Origin of the sequence: Paenarthrobacter sp. NPDC057355 (genome assembly GCF_042667405.1) — a bacterium.
Lineage (GTDB): Bacteria > Actinomycetota > Actinomycetes > Actinomycetales > Micrococcaceae > Arthrobacter.
In genome coordinates this window covers 68,134-84,405 of record NZ_JBHVAL010000002.1, presented here as the reverse complement: position 1 = coordinate 84,405, position 16,272 = coordinate 68,134, and the positions used below count along the sequence as shown (strand labels likewise).

The 16,272-nt window shown below is 60.7% G+C and carries 17 protein-coding genes; all 17 read left to right on the top strand.

From position 1 onward, the window contains the following. The first annotated feature begins 11 nt into the window (after positions 1-11). Positions 12-809 carry an L-threonylcarbamoyladenylate synthase gene (locus ACFUOZ_RS04340; RefSeq protein WP_377545127.1) on the top strand — a complete coding sequence of 266 codons (798 nt, stop codon included), beginning with the start codon at positions 12-14 and terminating at the stop codon, positions 807-809. Next, entirely contained in the window at positions 806-1,591 is a 786-nt protein-coding gene (locus ACFUOZ_RS04335; protein WP_377545125.1) for a WecB/TagA/CpsF family glycosyltransferase, read from the top strand. The genes ACFUOZ_RS04340 and ACFUOZ_RS04335 overlap by 4 nt, the downstream gene beginning before the upstream one ends. Further along, on the top strand, positions 1,592-2,548 hold the full coding sequence (locus ACFUOZ_RS04330; RefSeq protein ID WP_377545123.1) for a glycosyltransferase: 957 nt from the start codon (positions 1,592-1,594) through the stop codon (positions 2,546-2,548). It begins immediately after the preceding gene. 281 nt (positions 2,549-2,829) lie between these two features. After that, complete coding sequence (locus ACFUOZ_RS04325) at positions 2,830-3,945, top strand: MraY family glycosyltransferase (RefSeq protein WP_377545121.1); 1,116 nt, start codon at positions 2,830-2,832, stop codon at positions 3,943-3,945. A gap of 117 nt (positions 3,946-4,062) precedes the next feature. Continuing rightward, entirely contained in the window at positions 4,063-4,554 is a 492-nt protein-coding gene (locus ACFUOZ_RS04320) for a hypothetical protein (protein ID WP_377545119.1), read from the top strand. Then, positions 4,541-4,876 (top strand): hypothetical protein, encoded by a 336-nt coding sequence (locus ACFUOZ_RS04315; protein WP_377545117.1) that lies wholly within the window; start codon positions 4,541-4,543, stop codon positions 4,874-4,876. The genes ACFUOZ_RS04320 and ACFUOZ_RS04315 overlap by 14 nt, the downstream gene beginning before the upstream one ends. 81 nt (positions 4,877-4,957) lie before the next feature. Continuing rightward, positions 4,958-5,758, top strand: a complete 801-nt coding sequence (gene atpB / locus ACFUOZ_RS04310; RefSeq protein ID WP_144659867.1) for a F0F1 ATP synthase subunit A — start codon at positions 4,958-4,960, stop codon at positions 5,756-5,758. Between the two features lie 80 nt (positions 5,759-5,838). Further along, entirely contained in the window at positions 5,839-6,057 is a 219-nt protein-coding gene (gene atpE, locus ACFUOZ_RS04305) for an ATP synthase F0 subunit C (RefSeq protein ID WP_011775261.1), read from the top strand. 49 nt (positions 6,058-6,106) lie between these two features. Continuing rightward, positions 6,107-6,664: a F0F1 ATP synthase subunit B gene (locus ACFUOZ_RS04300; RefSeq protein WP_262275355.1), complete on the top strand. Its 558-nt coding sequence runs from the start codon at positions 6,107-6,109 to the stop codon at positions 6,662-6,664. Beyond that, positions 6,664-7,491, top strand: coding sequence for a F0F1 ATP synthase subunit delta (locus ACFUOZ_RS04295; protein WP_144659869.1), 828 nt, complete (start codon positions 6,664-6,666; stop codon positions 7,489-7,491). Before ACFUOZ_RS04300 ends, ACFUOZ_RS04295 begins: the two co-directional genes overlap by 1 nt. Before the next feature lie 84 nt (positions 7,492-7,575). Further along, positions 7,576-9,213, top strand: coding sequence for a F0F1 ATP synthase subunit alpha (gene atpA, locus ACFUOZ_RS04290; protein ID WP_377545539.1), 1,638 nt, complete (start codon positions 7,576-7,578; stop codon positions 9,211-9,213). A gap of 76 nt (positions 9,214-9,289) precedes the next feature. Further along, on the top strand, positions 9,290-10,180 hold the full coding sequence (locus tag ACFUOZ_RS04285; RefSeq protein WP_262275353.1) for a F0F1 ATP synthase subunit gamma: 891 nt from the start codon (positions 9,290-9,292) through the stop codon (positions 10,178-10,180). An 84-nt stretch (positions 10,181-10,264) separates the two neighbouring features. After that, entirely contained in the window at positions 10,265-11,716 is a 1,452-nt protein-coding gene (gene atpD / locus ACFUOZ_RS04280; protein WP_144659871.1) for a F0F1 ATP synthase subunit beta, read from the top strand. Between the two features lies 1 nt (position 11,717). Beyond that, positions 11,718-12,002, top strand: a complete 285-nt coding sequence (locus ACFUOZ_RS04275; RefSeq protein ID WP_018776341.1) for a F0F1 ATP synthase subunit epsilon — start codon at positions 11,718-11,720, stop codon at positions 12,000-12,002. Positions 12,003-12,012: 10 nt separating this feature from the next. Continuing rightward, positions 12,013-12,444, top strand: a complete 432-nt coding sequence (locus ACFUOZ_RS04270; protein WP_377545113.1) for a DUF2550 domain-containing protein — start codon at positions 12,013-12,015, stop codon at positions 12,442-12,444. A gap of 5 nt (positions 12,445-12,449) precedes the next feature. Then, positions 12,450-13,748, top strand: a complete 1,299-nt coding sequence (locus ACFUOZ_RS04265; RefSeq protein WP_377545111.1) for an alpha/beta hydrolase — start codon at positions 12,450-12,452, stop codon at positions 13,746-13,748. Continuing rightward, positions 13,730-16,246 carry a bifunctional lysylphosphatidylglycerol flippase/synthetase MprF gene (locus tag ACFUOZ_RS04260; protein ID WP_377545109.1) on the top strand — a complete coding sequence of 839 codons (2,517 nt, stop codon included), beginning with the start codon at positions 13,730-13,732 and terminating at the stop codon, positions 16,244-16,246. Before ACFUOZ_RS04265 ends, ACFUOZ_RS04260 begins: the two co-directional genes overlap by 19 nt. Positions 16,247-16,272: the final 26 nt, after the last annotated feature.

Below are 16,272 nucleotides of genomic sequence, written 5' to 3'. Positions count from 1 at the left end.
AGAATAGCGCTGTGACCACAACCTACAACTGCACTTCCGAGGATCAGCGCGCTGAGGGACTTCAGCATGCCCAGCGCGCCATCAGTGAAAAGAAGTGCATCGTGATCCCCACAGACACCGTCTACGGCATTGCTGCTGATGCCTTTTCGCCACTTGCGGTGACGATGTTGCTGGCTTCCAAGGGCCGCAGCCGGCAGATGCCCCCTCCGGTGTTGATTCCACGGATCAACGCCTTGGACGGGCTGGCAACTGACGTGCCAGCTGATGCACGGGCCTTGGCGCAGGCGTTTTGGCCTGGCGGGCTGACATTGATCCTGCATGCCCAGCCTTCGCTTGACTGGGATCTTGGGGAAACCAAGGGCACTGTTGCCCTCCGTATGCCTGATGACCACCTTGCCCTGGACCTCTTGGGCATGACAGGCCCGTTGGCTGTATCTTCGGCCAACCGCACGGGGCAGGAAGCGGCGCAGACAGCGTCGGAAGCCCGCCTTCAGCTGGCCGAATCAGTTGAGGTTTATCTGGAGGGCGGCTTCCGCCCGGTCAAGGGGACCGCAGCACTTCCGTCCACGATCGTTGACGCCACGTCCACTCCCTTCCGGGTGGTGCGCCAGGGTGCCATCGAATTGGAGCGACTCCGCGAAATCGTGCCGTCGATACTCGGCATCGGCGAGACAGCGGCTGCGGCCGAACCGGAGGCCGTTCCCGAAGCGACGGAGCCCCAAGCCGTAAGCGGGAACCCAATCCAGCCGGCGGACGAAACCCTGCCCGCAAGCGAAAACCAGCCCGCAAGCGAAAACCAGCCCGAATGATTCCTGCACGCCAACGCATCCCCGTCCTCGACGTGGATGCCACTCCCATGCGCGTCCAGGAGCTTCTTGATGCGATGTCCGGCCTCCTTGAGGCCGGAACCACCAGCACTGTCGTGGGTCACAACCTCCACAGCGTCACCTTGGTGCATTCGCGCCCGGATGTGCGTTCGGTCTACGAAAACAGCTCCATCGTCCTTCTGGATGGTGCTCCGGTTGCAATGTTGTGGGGGGTGGCGCACAAGAGGGAACTGCAGCCGGCCGGCGAGGGAACCATGGCCTACAGACTTGGTTCCATGGACTGGATTCCGGGACTGGGAAAGCTTCCCGGATTGCAGCGCATCGCCGTCATTGGGGCCGGGCGCGAGGCCAATAACAAGGCAGTCGTCAGCCTGCGGGCCATCGTTCCAGGTGCGACCGTGGACGGCATGCCTGGCGAGGCCTGGGATGAAGCCCTGGAAAGCGCCGTGGTGGACTGGTTGGCCGCGTTCCGTCCCCAACTCGTTTTGTTGGGACTGGGAATGCCTCTTCAGGAGACGGTCCTGCACCGCAGGCTCGAGCAATTCCCACCCGCAGTTTACTGCGCCGTCGGGGGAGCGATAGAACAGCTTGCCGGCATCCAAAAGCTGGCACCGCGTTGGTTGGGCCGCCTGGGACTTGAATGGGCCTGGCGCCTGGTGCTGCATCCGGGCAGGGTCGCCTACAGGGTTTTCATAGAACCGTGGAAGCTGGCCGGCCTGCTGCTCAGGCGCCGTTTCCGACCATCCAAGACCAAAGGCAATTAAATGACGTCGCAAGCTGTCGTGGTCGCTGTCGTAGTGACCTTCAACCGGCGTGAACTCCTCCAAACCACTTTGGCGGGCATCACGGCCGGCACCCGAATACCGGACGCCATCGTCATCGTGGACAACGCGTCCACCGATGACACCGCCGCATTCCTGGATCAATACCAAGGTCCGGTGACTACCGACGTCGTTCGTTTGAACACCAACGTCGGCGGTGCCGGGGGATTCGTCGTCGGCATGGAACGTGCCGTCCTGGACCACAAGGCGGACCATGTTTGGATCATGGACGATGACACAGAGCCGCAACCAGCCGCACTTCGCGAGGCCCTGGACGTTTCCGAGGCCTACAGGCAGGAAACAGGGAAGGCCCCTTCATTCATCGCCAGCCGTGTCGTTTGGACCGATGGCCGCGACCACCCGATGAACCGGATGCGGCCGCGGATGGGGGCCAGTGAGGCGGCACGCACCGCTGCTGCCAGGATCGGCGCCACCCAGATCCGGAGCGCTTCATTCGTGTCCGTGCTGATCCGCGCTGAAGAAATCAAGCAGCATGGGCTTCCGATCGCCGACTACTTCATTTGGAACGACGATCTGGAGTACACAGCCAGGATTTCCCGTGACGGCACAGCCCTGACCACCGAGGCATCCGTGGCCAACCATCACACGAAAGTCTTTGGCGACGCCGGGGCGGATCCGGGCCCCCGGTTCTATTACGAGGTCCGGAACAAGCTCTGGGTCTACACCCGCTCGAACGCTTTGGCTCCTTGGGAGAAGATCCTGTTCACGGGAGCTTCGCTGCGCAATTGGACACGGACCATTGCTGCCTCCTCCAACCGGAAAGTCCTGCTGGGAGGGCTTCTCAAGGGCCTGCGCCACAGCCTGAAAGCACCACGTTCCAACACTCAAGTACTGCACGGAATATACGCCCTGAGAGAGGTAAAGGCGCCTGTCCGGTAACAGCCGGACAGCCTGGGCCCGGCCAAAACAAGCTGGGGCCCTGCGGCTGCGTCACAGGGTGGTCACGCCCATTGGCATTAGTATCGTGACTAGAGTCCACGAAAAATCCCGCATCATTTGGCACAGCCGGTGCAGGCATGGCGACGGAGTAGTTCCATTTATCCACTGACAGAATTCCACACCCTGAGCTGCCCTGAGTTGCCCCTCATTGCAGCGCCCGGGCGGCGTGCACCGGCTCCGGTGCCGGCGTCGGCCAAGCGGCCGGTCCAGGGAGTCGCCCCATGATCATGTATCTGCTGATGGCGCTGACGGCCGCCGTAGTGGCATACGGCGGGACGTGGGGAGCGCGCGTGCTTGGAAACAAGCTTCGCCTGTACCAACCCATCCGAAGCCGCGATATGCACTCCGCCCTGATCTCCAAACTCGGGGGATTGGGCATCTTCGTGGGCTTTTTTGCTGCGCTCGTCGTGGCGTCCAATTCCTTCTTTGTGAAGGACATCTTCAGGCATAACGATGCCCCGTGGGGCATACTGGCCGGTGCTGTGGTCATTGTTGCGGTGGGGGTTGCCGACGACATCCTGGATATCCGGTGGTGGATCAAACTCCTCGGTCAGGGGACAGCGGCCTTCATCGTGGCGATCTGGGGCGTGCGGATGTCCGTCGTGCCGTTCATCCCGGAGCCCATCGTTCTTGACTCTGAAGTAGTCCAGATCGTGCTCACGGCGGGGTTGATCGTGACCACCATGAATGCCGTGAATTTCATCGACGGCCTGGACGGTCTGGCGGCCGGGGTGGCCATTATCGGTGGGGGAGCCTTCTTCCTCACTGCCTACTGGGTCCACCGCAACAACCCGTCCACCGATAACTCGGACCTCGCAACCCTCCTGATGGCCATCCTCGGGGGCAGCTGCATTGGCTTCCTGCCCCATAACTGGTTCCCCGCGAAGATCTTCATGGGAGACTCAGGGGCAATGCTGATCGGATTGCTCATGGCCTCGGCAGGTGTCGTAGCGACAGGACAAATCGGTTCAGGACTCTACGACCGTGCCAACGGCATCCCGACCATCGTTCCTATTCTGCTGCCCTTCGCTGTGCTGTCCCTACCGCTTCTGGATTTGGGCATGGCCGTCGTCCGGCGGACCGCGCGGGGCCAGTCTCCCTGGTCTGCTGACCGTGGGCACCTCCACCACAAGCTGGTGGACCTCGGATACTCGCACCGCACCGCCGTCGTGATGTTGTATGTCTGGACGTGCATCCTGGCCTTCGGCGGCGTCGCTTTCGCCGTCTTCCCCTGGCAAGTAGTGCTGATTGTGGTCATCGCGGCCGCGCTGGTCATGGCTGCGGTAACCGCCTGGCCATACTTCACGCGGAAAACTTCAGGACCACGGGAACAGTAGATGACAGCCGGTTATCGTCACAGTTCTATCTCATGTAGAATTCTTACTGCGGACAGTCACTCGCCCGTAACCCCACTTTGAGAATTTGGCACCTGTGCCACGAGGATTGGTATCCCCATGACATCCAACGCCGATTCCGGACGCCCGTCCGGTAAACGTGTTGTTGGATCTTTGGGAGGCCAGTCCTCTCTGTGGCTAAGGCTGCTTGCCCTCAGCGCTGCCGCGGCTGCTGCTGCAACGGCGCTTACCTGCGTGATCGCTGCCTTCATGAACGGCGGGCAAGGCGCGCTCTCGGCCGCGTTCGGTGCCGCGTTGGTCATGCTCTTCTTTGGAATCAGCCTCCTGATCGGCCACTTTGTCGGCCGGAACAACCCCTCCGGCGCAGTCGGCCTCTTTGTGGCTACATACTTCATCAAGGTCGTTGGCTTCGCCGTAGTGCTGTTCGTGCTCGGAGCACCGGAGTGGCTGCATGCCCGCTGGTTCCTCATCGGGGCAGTCGTCACGGTGGTCTTCTGGCAAGCCGCTGAAATCTACGGTTTCAGCAAAGCGCGCCTCCAGATCTACAACGATCCTTCCGAGCCGAAGGGTGGTCCGGATGTCTCCGCGTAAGCGCTATTCGCGCCAGTCCCTCGGTGCTCAGCAACCTGCCAACCGCAATGAGCCCGCTGAAGCCGGAAACGACGGCGGTTACAACGCCGGCATCGCAGTCTTCAGCTACATCATTGGCGGGATCATTGTCTGGAGTTTGATAGGCTGGGGTCTGGATAATCTGTGGGGGACCCGCTGGATTGTGCTCCTTGGCGCTCTGCTGGGAGCCGCAGGAGGGTTCTATCTTTCCCATATGCACGGCCTCACCAGGCAAAGCTCCTCTTCTGGCGAGAGCAACGCAGACAGCGGTCCGTCCACGGACGGGGACAGTAATGCCAAATAATTTCACAAGGAATGTGGATGCGTTCAGCGCTTCCGGATTTCAACCAATGCCCAATGATGGACACAGCAGAGAGGAAACGCGTTGATCGCGCTTGCGCTCCCCGCCCAGGATTCGGGGTCCTTCACCCCACCCGGAATCGACGAAATGCACCTGCCGGCAATCCTGCCTTGGGGTGCGCACGACGGATTCTCCAAGCAGATGCTGCTGGTGATCCTTTCGGTCGTCATTATCGCTACATTCTTCATCCTCGCTGCACGCAAGCAGCAGCTGGTTCCCGGCAAGCTGCAGTTCGCCGGTGAGATGGCCTATGGCTTTGTCCGTAACAGCATCGCCAAGGACATCATCGGCGGCAAGGACTTCATCAAGTACGTTCCGCTGTTGTTCAGCCTGTTCTTCTTCATTCTGGTGAACAACATCTACGGTGCCATCCCGCTGATCCAGCTCCCGAGCTTCTCCCATGTAGGCGGCGCCTACGTGATGGCAGGCATCGTGTACGTCACCTGGATCGCGATCGGTCTGAAGAAGAACGGCCTCAAGTACTTCAAGCTCGCAACGGTTCCGTCCGGCGTGCCGTGGTACATCCTCCCGATCGTTGTTCCGATCGAAATCATTTCCAACTTCCTGGTCCGCCCCGTCACGCACAGCCTCCGTCTGTTCGCGACCATGCTGGCCGGCCACTTGATCGTGATGCTCGCCGGTTCCGGCATCGAGTTCCTGGTCATGCAGGAGAACGTTCTGCTCAAGGGCGCATCGGTCCTGGTCCTCGTAGGCGCCATCGCCATGTACATGCTTGAAGCACTGATCATGGCGCTGCAGGCATACGTGTTCACCCTGCTGACCGCGATCTACATCGAAGGCGCCCTGCACGCCGACAGCCACTAAGGCTCCCAACACTTCCCCTCGCGGGGATGAAGCAACCCAAACAACCTGCCGCACGGGCGGCATCTTGAAAGGAAGAAAAAATGGAAGGCACCATCAACGGCTCCCTCAACCTCATCGGCTACGGTCTTTCGGCCATCGGCGGTGGTATCGGTGTGGGTCTCGTGTTCGCCGCTTACATCAACGGTGTTGCACGTCAGCCGGAAGCTCAGCGCGTGCTGCAGCCGATCGCGTTCCTTGGTCTGGCACTGACTGAAGCTCTTGCCATCCTCGGCCTGGTCTTCGCTTTCGTTCTTTCCTAGTCCTAAGAACCAAGCGAATCCAAGCACGAGTAGATAGGACGGGTGAAATATGAATCAGCTGATCATCTCAGCCGCCACTGAAGGCGAAGCGGCCGCGAACCCGCTTGTTCCCAATATTTGGGAAATGGGCGTTGTCCTCGTCGGCTTTGCGGTCCTCATGTACATCGTGGTCAAGTTTGTTGTCCCGATGTTCGAGAAGACCTTCGCAGAGCGTGCCGAAGCAATCGAAGGTGGCATTGCAAAGGCCGAAGCGGCTCAGGCAGAAGCTTCTGCGGCTCTTGAAGAGTACAAGCAGCAGCTCACCGATGCCCGTGCCGAAGCCAACCGCATCCGTGAAGAAGCACGCGCCGAAGGCGCCCAGATCCTCGCGGACCTGAAGGCAAAGGCTGCAGCCGAGTCTGCACGCATCACCGAGCAGGCACATGCCGCCATCGAATCGGAGCGCCAGGCAGCTGTTGTCTCGCTTCGTTCCGAGGTCGGTACCCTGGCCACCACGCTGGCTGGCCGCATCGTTGGCGAGGCACTCACCGACGACGAGCGCGCTGCCCGCGTTGTTGACCGTTTCCTGGCAGATCTGGAGACCCAGAGCGCAGGTGCAGCTAAGTAATGGCAGGTATATCGAGCGAATCGCTGACCACAGCACTGGCGCAGCTGGAAGCCAAGCTTCCTCTGGCCTCGCTGCAGTTGGCTAAGGACCTCTTCGGAATCCTGGGAACGGTGGACAGCTCGGCTGGCTTGCGCCGCGCCCTGACTGACCCGTCCCGTACCGGAGACGAGAAGTCGGCGCTGGTCAAGCAGCTGGTTGGCGGGAAAGTCTCCGCTGATGCAGCTGAAATTGCGGGCGGATTGGCCAGCTCACGCTGGGCTTCGGCACGCGATATCGGCGATGCACTCGAGACGCTTGCCGCAACGGTGGTCATTGCCGTAGCTGAAAACAAGTCGGCCGTTTCTGCCTCCGGTATCACGGGGCTGGAAGAGCTGGAAAACGACCTGTTTGCCTTCAATCAGGCCGTCGCCTCCAGCCACGAAGTACAACGTGCTTTGTCCGAGCCGCAGGCGTCCCCTGCGGCGAAGATTGCACTGGCCGAGAAACTGGTTCCTGGCATCAGCGAGGAAGCCAAGATTCTCATCAGCCAGGCAGTGACGCAGCCGCGCGGTGTCAAGCCGAGCAAGCTCGTCGAGTCATTCGCCAAGCTTGCAGCCAAGCGTCAGCAGCGCTGGATTGCAACTGTCAGCGTTACCCGTCCGTTGACGGAAACGCAGGCCAGCCGTCTGCAGGCCGGGCTTGACGCCCTGTACGGTCGCGAGCTGAAGGTCAATGTCAACGTTGACCCGGCATTGATCGGTGGAATCCGCGTCCAGGTAGGTGACGAAGTACTCGATGCTTCGGTTATCGCCCGCCTGACCGAGCTCCGCCGTCAGCTTGCCGGCTAGCGAAGACACAGCACAACTTAACTGATATAAAACCCGGTCATCGTGAGCAACGATGATCACGAAACAGGAGAGCAGGGACTGCAGATGGCCGAATTGACCATCAACGCCGACGACGTCCGTAATGCGTTGAACGAGTTCGCGGCGTCCTACGAACCCGGTAACGCAGAGCGCGTAGAGGTTGGTCGTGTGACCACCGCAAGTGACGGCATCGCCCGTGTTGAGGGTCTTCCCTCGGTCATGGCGAACGAGCTGCTTCGCTTCGAAGATGGCACGCTGGGCCTTGCCCAGAACCTTGACGTCCGCGAGATCGGTGTCATTATCCTCGGTGACTTCACCGGTATTGAAGAAGGCCAGGAAGTTCACCGCACCGGTGAGATCCTGTCCGTTCCGGTGGGCGACGCCTTCCTGGGTCGCGTTGTTGACCCCCTGGGCCAGCCCATCGACGACCTTGGCGAGATCAAGGCCGAAACCACCCGTGCACTGGAACTCCAGGCTCCGGGCGTTACCGAACGCAAGTCGGTCCACGAACCGATGCAGACCGGCCTCAAGGCTATCGACGCCATGATCCCGATCGGCCGTGGCCAGCGTCAGCTGATCATTGGTGACCGTCAGACCGGTAAGACGGCAATCGCCGTCGACACCATCATCAACCAGAAGGCCAACTGGGCTTCGGGAGATGTCACCAAGCAGGTACGTTGCGTCTACGTCGGTGTTGGCCAGAAGGCTTCCACCATCGCAGCCGTCCGTCAGACCCTTGAGGACCACGGCGCACTGGAGTACACCACCATCGTGGCGTCCCCGGCTTCTGACCCCGCCGGCTTCAAGTACCTCGCACCGTACGCCGGTTCGGCCATCGGCCAGCACTGGATGTACGGCGGCAAGCACGTTCTGGTGATCTTCGATGACCTGTCCAAGCAGGCTGAAGCCTACCGCGCCGTGTCCCTGTTGCTGCGCCGTCCGCCGGGACGCGAAGCGTACCCGGGTGACGTCTTCTACTTGCACTCCCGCCTGCTGGAGCGTTGTGCCAAGCTCTCCGACGAGCTCGGTGCAGGTTCGATGACCGGTCTGCCGATCGTCGAGACCAAGGCAAACGACGTTTCCGCCTACATCCCGACCAACGTGATCTCCATTACCGATGGCCAGATCTTCCTCCAGTCGGACCTCTTCAACGCCAACCAGCGCCCCGCTGTTGACGTTGGTGTGTCCGTCTCCCGCGTTGGTGGTGCTGCACAGGTCAAGTCCATGAAGAAGGTCTCCGGTACCTTGAAGCTGGACCTGGCCCAGTACCGCGACATGCAGGCCTTCGCCATGTTCGCTTCCGACCTCGATGCTGCTTCCCGTCAGCAGCTGACCCGTGGCGCGCGCCTGATGGAACTGCTGAAGCAGGGCCAGTACTCGCCGTTCCCGGTCGAGAACCAGGTTGTATCCATCTGGGCCGGCACCAACGGTTACCTGGACGACGTTCCGGTTGAGGACATCAACCGCTTCGAGTCCGAGTTCCTGGAGCACCTCACGCACAAGTCCTCCATCCTGACCACGCTGGCACAGACCAACGTCCTGGATGACGACACCGTTGCGGCCTTGAAGGAAGCCATCGTTTCCTTCAAGAAGGGCTTCTTCGGCGAAGGCGACAACCGTTTGGTTGGAGCCGGCCACGAAGAGCACGCAGCGATCTCCGGCGGCGACGTCGACCAGGAAAAGATCGTCAAGCAGAAGCGCTAGTTCCGAAAACCTGCCCTGCCGGGGTCCGCAAGGGCCCCGGCAGGGCAGCACATCGGGAACTTAGGAAAGGATAAGTATGGGAGCCCAGATTCGGGTCTACCGTCAGAAGATCAGCTCGACGACGTCGATGCGCAAGATCTTCAAGGCGATGGAACTGATCGCTACCTCGCGCATTGGTAAGGCCCGCGCCCGCGTAGCAGCTTCACTGCCCTACGCGAACGCGATTACCCGCGCCGTTTCTGCTGTCGCAACTCAGAGCGAAATCGACCACCCGCTGACCACCGAGCCGGAGCAGATCCGTCGCGCCGCAGTCCTGATCATCACATCGGACCGCGGCCTCGCAGGATCCTACTCGGCCAGTGTGCTCAAGCAGGCTGAAGGTCTCACCGAGCTTCTTCACGCAGAAGGCAAGGAAGTCAAGGCGTACCTTGTTGGCCGCAAGGCGCAGGCGTACTTCGATTTCCGCAACCGGTCCTACGCCCGCGTATGGACCGGCGGCACGGATGCACCGGAATTCGAAACCGCGCAGGAAGTCGGAGCTGCTCTTCTTGAAGACTTCTCCACCGATTACGAAGAGGGTGGCGTGGATGAAATCCATGTTGTTTACACCCGCTTCAAGTCGATGGTGACGCAGGAGCCCACGGTGATCCGTTTGCTCCCGCTCGAGGTCGTCGAAGAGGAAGCAGCCTCGGAAACCGAGCTGCTGCCGTTGTACGAATTCGAACCGGAAACGGAGCAGGTCCTCGACGCCCTGCTTCCGCGTTACATTGAGTCCCGCATCTTCGCGGCGATGCTGCAGGCTGCTGCTTCCGAGCTCGCAGCACGCCAGCGTGCCATGAAGTCGGCCGGTGACAACGCTACGGAACTGATCAAGAAGTACACGCGCCTTCGCAACACGGCCCGCCAGGCCGAGATTACGCAGGAGCTTTCCGAAATCGTTGCCGGCGCTGACGCACTCGCGTCCTAGCCTGCACCGGAGTCGGTTCCAAGCCGCACCTGCAATAAACAGATAAACTTAACCCCACGCCATCTACTGAGTGAAGTGAGAGAGATGACTGCCACTGCTACCGAACACGTAGCAACGGCCGGTGCCACCGGCCGCATTGCCCGTGTTATTGGTCCGGTTGTCGACGTCGAATTCCCGGCTGACGCAATCCCCTCGATTTACAACGCACTGACCACTGAGATCACCCTCAATGGCCAGACCAAGACCATCACGTTCGAGACCTCCCAGCACCTGGGTGACAACCTCGTCCGCGCCATCTCCCTGCAGGCTACTGACGGACTTGTCCGCGGCACCACGGTGCAGGACACCGGAGCTCCGATCTCCGTGCCCGTTGGCGACGGCGTCAAGGGCCACATCTTCAACGTCCTCGGCAAGCCGCTGGACGTCGAAGAGTCCGAGATCAAGGCTGACGCCTACTGGCCCATCCACCGCAAGGCTCCGAACTTTGCTTCCCTCGAGGGCTCCACGGAGATGCTCGAGACCGGCATCAAGGTCATCGACCTTCTCACCCCCTACATCAAGGGTGGAAAGATCGGCCTCTTCGGCGGCGCCGGCGTGGGCAAGACCGTTCTGATCCAGGAAATGATCACCCGTGTTGCCCGTAACTTCGGTGGTACTTCTGTATTCGCCGGTGTTGGCGAGCGTACCCGTGAAGGTAACGACCTCTGGGTTGAAATGGAAGAGGCCGGCGTTCTGAAGGACACCGCCCTTGTCTTCGGCCAGATGGATGAGCCGCCGGGAACGCGTCTGCGCGTGGCACTGTCCGCACTGACCATGGCGGAGTACTTCCGCGATGTCCAGAACCAGGACGTGCTGCTCTTCATCGACAACATCTTCCGCTTCACGCAGGCAGGTTCGGAAGTTTCCACGCTGCTCGGCCGTATGCCGTCCGCCGTGGGCTACCAGCCCAACCTGGCTGACGAGATGGGTCTGCTCCAGGAGCGCATCACCTCCACCAAGGGTCACTCCATCACGTCGATGCAGGCCATCTACGTGCCTGCTGATGACTACACCGACCCGGCTCCGGCCACGACCTTCGCACACCTCGACGCGACCACGGAACTTTCCCGTGAAATCGCCTCCCGTGGTCTGTACCCGGCCGTTGACCCGCTGACGTCGACCTCCCGTATCCTGGACCCCCAGTACATCGGCAAGGACCACTACAACACGGCTGTCCGTGTTAAGCAGATCCTGCAGAAGAACAAGGAACTCCAGGACATCATCGCCATCCTCGGTGTTGACGAACTTTCTGAAGAGGACAAGATCGTCGTGTCGCGCGCACGTCGTATCCAGCAGTTCCTTTCCCAGAACACCTACACCGCAAAGCAGTTCACCGGCGTCGAAGGTTCCACCGTGTCCATCAAGGACACCGTTGAAGGCTTCACCGCTATCTGCGACGGCGAGCTGGACCACATCGCAGAGCAGGCGTTCTTCAACGTCGGCGGCCTGGATGACGTCGAGCGCAACTGGGCCAAGATCCAGGAACAGACCAAGTAATATGGCTGAGCTCGAGGTTGAGATTGTCGCGGCGGACCACTTCGTGTGGTCCGGAGCGGCCAAGATGGTGAAGGCCCGCACCAGCGATGGTGAAATCGGAATCCTGCCGGGCCACTCGCCCCTGTTGGCCATCATGGCCGAAGGCGAGCTGGCAATCCAGCCGGTTTCCGGTGACCGGATTGCAGTAGTTGTTGATGGTGGATTCTTCTCCGTGGACAACGATCGCGTGGTCATTGTTGCTGACAACGCCAAATTGGGCGAAGCGGCTACAGCGGGGATCCGATAGCACGACCTTGATGGACGATTCCCTTATTCCGTTCATCGCCTTGGCAACAGCGTTCACGTTGCTGATCATTTCACTGTGCCTTCTGGGGGTGCGCCGTTTCAATCTGCGGCGCGCCCTCGGCACGATCGACGCCTCCATTTGCACGGCTGGAAACAGCTGGCAGATGGGGGTTTGTCGTTATCAGGACAATGATCTTGAGTGGTTTCGCCTGATGTCCCTGAGCGTTGTTCCCAAGTACAAGTTCAAACGCAGCTCGCTGGAATTGCTGGGCCGCCGCCAACCGACAGAGGAAGAGTTGGTCAGGGTGCAGCCCGGCGTCGTGGTGGTTGAACTGCAATACGAAGACAGAAAGTTTATGCTGGCCATGAACTTCGATGCCTACGCGGGGCTCTCCTCCTGGCTTGAGGCCGGCCCGGTTATCGGCGTCGGTACCTGGCGTTAGGCGTTATGGACTTCCTTTTGGATGTCAGCCTCGTGGCTGGACCGTTCCTTTGGTTCAGTATTGCCTGCGGGATCGTTGGGGGAGCGTACCTGATTTGGCGACGACGACTGTCCTGGTTACTAGTGGTAGCAGGCACCGTGCTGGTAGCCATTGCCGTGGTTGCCCTGGTGCACTGGATCCTGGTGGACCTCATGGCCGTCTTCTCGGAGAACCTCCCGTTCGAGACCGTGGCATGGTCTGTCCCGGCGGTTGCGGCCATCCTGCTCTGCATTGCACGCTTGCCCCGAACTCCAGCCAAAGGGCGGGTACTTGGTGTTATGGCCATGCTGGGCGTCATCCTGCTGAGTGTCGTCCAGGTAAACCTGTACTTCGGACTGAACAACACCGTAGCTGACCTGCTGGGCACGGCTGTTGCACGAATCCAGCCGCTTGAGCAGAGCCTCAAACGCTCTGCAAACCCCACGCCCGGACCCCTGCCATCGGCGTGGAAAGCTCCCGATTCCATGCCTTCCCATGGCATTTTGCGCAAAGCAGCGATCCCCGGGACTGTATCCGGATTCAGCGCCCGGGATGCGTTCGTCTACTTCCCCCCTGCCTACCAGACTGAGCTCCGGCCGAGTCTGCCGGTGCTGGTGCTTTTCGCCGGGCAGCCTGGAGCTCCCGCTGACTGGTTGACCGGAGGACAACTCCGCGCACAAATGGACCGCTTCGCTGAGGCCCACGGAGGTCTTGCGCCAGTCACTGTGGTAGTTGATCCGAATGGATCCGGCAGTGCCAACACTTTGTGCATGGACAGCCGGATCGCCCCGGCTGATACCTACCTTTCCCAGGATGTTCCCGCGTGGATCTCCGACACCCTGGACGTTTCAACCGATCACAAACAGTGGGCTGTGGGTGGATTCTCCTTCGGGGGTACGTGTGCCCTGCAGATGGGAACTGCACACCCTGACATCTACTCTTCGGTGCTCGCCTTTTCGGCGGAACGGGAACCTGCCCTGGCCAAAGACAGAAACAAGACCATTGGGGACTCGTTCGAAGGGGATGTCGCCGCTTTCGAATCAAGGACGCCACTGGTGTTGATGCGGGACCGCAATTATGCCGGCAGCAGTGTCTATTTCGCGGCTGGTGAAACGGACAACGAGTTCATTAGCTACATGCATGAGCTCGGCGAAGCCGCCAGGAACGCGGGCTTCCAGACCGAAGAGCACACGATCCGGAAGGCCGGCCACTCCTGGGATGCTGTGGTGAAGGGAATGCCGGCGGGCCTCGATTTCCTTGCTGGTCGATGGGGGCTTCCCAAGTGAGCCTTGCTCTCAAGGGCGTCGTCCTGCCGGTATTAAGGCAAGCCGGAGAACACGTAAGGGCCACGCCCTTCACAGTCGGCGTGCTGGGGTTGTTCGTTGCCATGTCGATCATCTCGGGGAGCTTTGTCGCGGGCCCTCCCGATGGTTGGCTGAGGGTGGCTGGTGTCAGCCTGGCAGGCCTCAAATCGGGGGATTGGTGGTCGATTTGGACGTCGCTGTTCTTCACCACCAACCCCTTGGCATATGTCACCGCAGTGTTGATGATCTTGTTTCTCCTGGGCCTTGCGGAGCGGCGCTTCGGGTCCTTGAAGACAGCTGCGGTCCTGTTCGGAAGTCAGTTTGCGGCCGTTTCGGCCTTTCTGCTGGTTACCCAGGTGGCGCAAGCTTCCGACGACGGCTGGCTGGCCCGGATGGCCGAAACCCGCTTGATAGGGCCCTACGCAGCAATCCTGTCGACGTGTTTGGCGGCCAGCGCACTCCTTCCTACGTTGTGGCAACGACGCCTGCGGACAGTGGCGCTGTCGATTTCCTTGCTCCTGGTGCTGTACGTGGGCCATGCGGAAACCGTAGTGGGCTTCCTGGGAGCGTTGATCGGCTTGGCGGCCGGGTGGTGGATGCAAAGCAGCCAGGGGCACCTGCGTCTGCACAGGTCCACGGGCAGGGAAGTGCGGAATCTGCTGGCGCTGACGATGGCAATTTTTGCAGTAGGCCCCATTGTGACCGCCGCTGCAAAGAGTCCATCCGGTCCTCTGGCATTGCTGCGGGACGTCATTCTTAATCCAATCCCCACGCTGGGCCAGCTTGAGAGCAACTGCGGCGGCAGCATCGACGTTTCTTGCCTGGAGGTTGGACGGCAGGGCTATACCGGCCCGTTCGGCCTGGCGCTTGCCGTGGTGCCTGTGGTGCTTCTTTTGATTTGTGCCGATGGAATGCGGCGAGGCCGCCGGCTCGCATTGGGGATTGCCATTGGCGTGCAGTTGGTGGTGGTTGCGCTCTCGGCCATTTATCTTGGTCTTTTTGCCAACATCCCGAGGCCACAGGGGCGTTCGCATGTGGGGATGATGAATTCGGCAGTAGTCCACCTCATCCCCTTGGTACTGGTTCCCTTGGTCCTGGCGGTACTTCTTTTTGTCTATCGAGGACATTTCAGGGTTGTGTCCTCGGATCATATCCGACGCCGGGTGTTCTGGCTTGTCGGCCTGACGGGCGCAGGTCTTGGCATCAGCTACTGCATTGTCTGGTTCTCCTCCGGGGGAATGTCCAGGGACGGCGGGCTGCTCGGCCTCGCCGCGGAACTTGCCCGGCAGTACCTTCCTGTTCCGCTTCCGGGTTCCTACCGGAAGGTCTTTGCGGAGCGCGATGTTCTGGAAGTCTTCCTGTTCTCCTACTCCGGCACCGTGTTCTGGCTGGTGGCGTTGGTGGGCGTATGGATACTTTTTGTTCGCGGTCACCACACCGGCGGCAGGGATCACCAGGCGCGTGAGCGTGCCCGCAGCCTGGTGAAGTCCGGTGGTGACTCCCTGTCCTGGATGGCGCTGTGGGAGCCGAACAAGTACTGGTTCGCCCCCCACCAGGCAGGGGGAATCGCATACCAGCAGCACGGGCATGTGGCGCTGACGATGGCGGGTCCTTTCGGGCCGGCAGCGCATCATGTGGCAACCGCCGAAGGCTTTCTTGGGTACTGCTCCGAGCATGCGTTGATCCCGTGCTTGTATTCCTGCACGGACGAACTCTGGCCGATGCTGCAGGGTCGGGGCTTCCGCCGCGTGGCAGTCGCCCAGGAGACGCGCTTGCGCATCCGTGGCCTGGAATTCAGGGGCAAGGAGTGGCAAAACGTCCGAACGTCTCTGAACCGTGCTGCCAAGATGGGCGTCACAGTTCGATGGGGCACGTTCTCCGGGATGCCGCACGGAATCCGTGCCCAGATCAGCGAGGTTTCGGAGGAATGGGCAGCCCAGAAAGAGATTCCGGAGATGGGCTTTACCCTGGGTGGCCTGGATGAACTGATGGATGACGAGGTGTTGTGCGGCGTAGCAGTGGATGACTCCGGCTTCGTCCATGGGGTGACCAGTTGGCTGCCGGTCTTCGAGGACGGCACGGTGGTCAGCTGGACCCTGGACTTCATGCGCCGGCGTGGGGATGCGTTCCCAGGGGTGATGGAGTTTCTTATTGCCTCAGCTGTTCTCCATTTGCGGGAATCCGTGGAGGTGATATCACTCTCGGGTTCGCCGCTGGCCCAGGAGAAGGGCGAGATCGAACAGCAAGCCAAAGGCCTGGCAGGTCTGCTGGACGTGGTGGGCCAGGCCCTGGAACCTGTTTATGGGTTTAGGTCCCTGGCGTCCTTTAAGTCGCGATTCCAACCCGAGTACCGGACGTTGTACATGTATTACCAAGACCCGCTGCATCTTCCGGCAATGGGGCGCGCCCTCAGCCGCGCTTACCTCCCGGGGTTGTCAGTTCGTCATTCCGCCAGGCTGCTTCGGACTTTGGTTGGTTGAATTGTCAATCCTTTTATGAGCGTGCA

Excerpts from the sequence above, each read along its gene's own strand:
- ACFUOZ_RS04335 (WP_377545125.1), top strand. The coding sequence starts at position 806 with ATGATTCCTGCACGCCAACGCATCCCCGTCCTCGACGTGGATGCCACT.
- ACFUOZ_RS04330 (WP_377545123.1), top strand. The coding sequence starts at position 1,592 with ATGACGTCGCAAGCTGTCGTGGTCGCTGTCGTAGTGACCTTCAACCGG.
- ACFUOZ_RS04325 (WP_377545121.1), top strand. The coding sequence starts at position 2,830 with ATGATCATGTATCTGCTGATGGCGCTGACGGCCGCCGTAGTGGCATAC.
- ACFUOZ_RS04320 (WP_377545119.1), top strand. The coding sequence starts at position 4,063 with ATGACATCCAACGCCGATTCCGGACGCCCGTCCGGTAAACGTGTTGTT.
- ACFUOZ_RS04315 (WP_377545117.1), top strand. The coding sequence starts at position 4,541 with ATGTCTCCGCGTAAGCGCTATTCGCGCCAGTCCCTCGGTGCTCAGCAA.
- atpE (WP_011775261.1), top strand. The coding sequence starts at position 5,839 with ATGGAAGGCACCATCAACGGCTCCCTCAACCTCATCGGCTACGGTCTT.
- ACFUOZ_RS04300 (WP_262275355.1), top strand. The coding sequence starts at position 6,107 with ATGAATCAGCTGATCATCTCAGCCGCCACTGAAGGCGAAGCGGCCGCG.
- ACFUOZ_RS04295 (WP_144659869.1), top strand. The coding sequence starts at position 6,664 with ATGGCAGGTATATCGAGCGAATCGCTGACCACAGCACTGGCGCAGCTG.
- atpA (WP_377545539.1), top strand. The coding sequence starts at position 7,576 with ATGGCCGAATTGACCATCAACGCCGACGACGTCCGTAATGCGTTGAAC.
- ACFUOZ_RS04285 (WP_262275353.1), top strand. The coding sequence starts at position 9,290 with ATGGGAGCCCAGATTCGGGTCTACCGTCAGAAGATCAGCTCGACGACG.
- atpD (WP_144659871.1), top strand. The coding sequence starts at position 10,265 with ATGACTGCCACTGCTACCGAACACGTAGCAACGGCCGGTGCCACCGGC.
- ACFUOZ_RS04275 (WP_018776341.1), top strand. The coding sequence starts at position 11,718 with ATGGCTGAGCTCGAGGTTGAGATTGTCGCGGCGGACCACTTCGTGTGG.
- ACFUOZ_RS04270 (WP_377545113.1), top strand. The coding sequence starts at position 12,013 with ATGGACGATTCCCTTATTCCGTTCATCGCCTTGGCAACAGCGTTCACG.
- ACFUOZ_RS04265 (WP_377545111.1), top strand. The coding sequence starts at position 12,450 with ATGGACTTCCTTTTGGATGTCAGCCTCGTGGCTGGACCGTTCCTTTGG.
- ACFUOZ_RS04260 (WP_377545109.1), top strand. The coding sequence starts at position 13,730 with ATGGGGGCTTCCCAAGTGAGCCTTGCTCTCAAGGGCGTCGTCCTGCCG.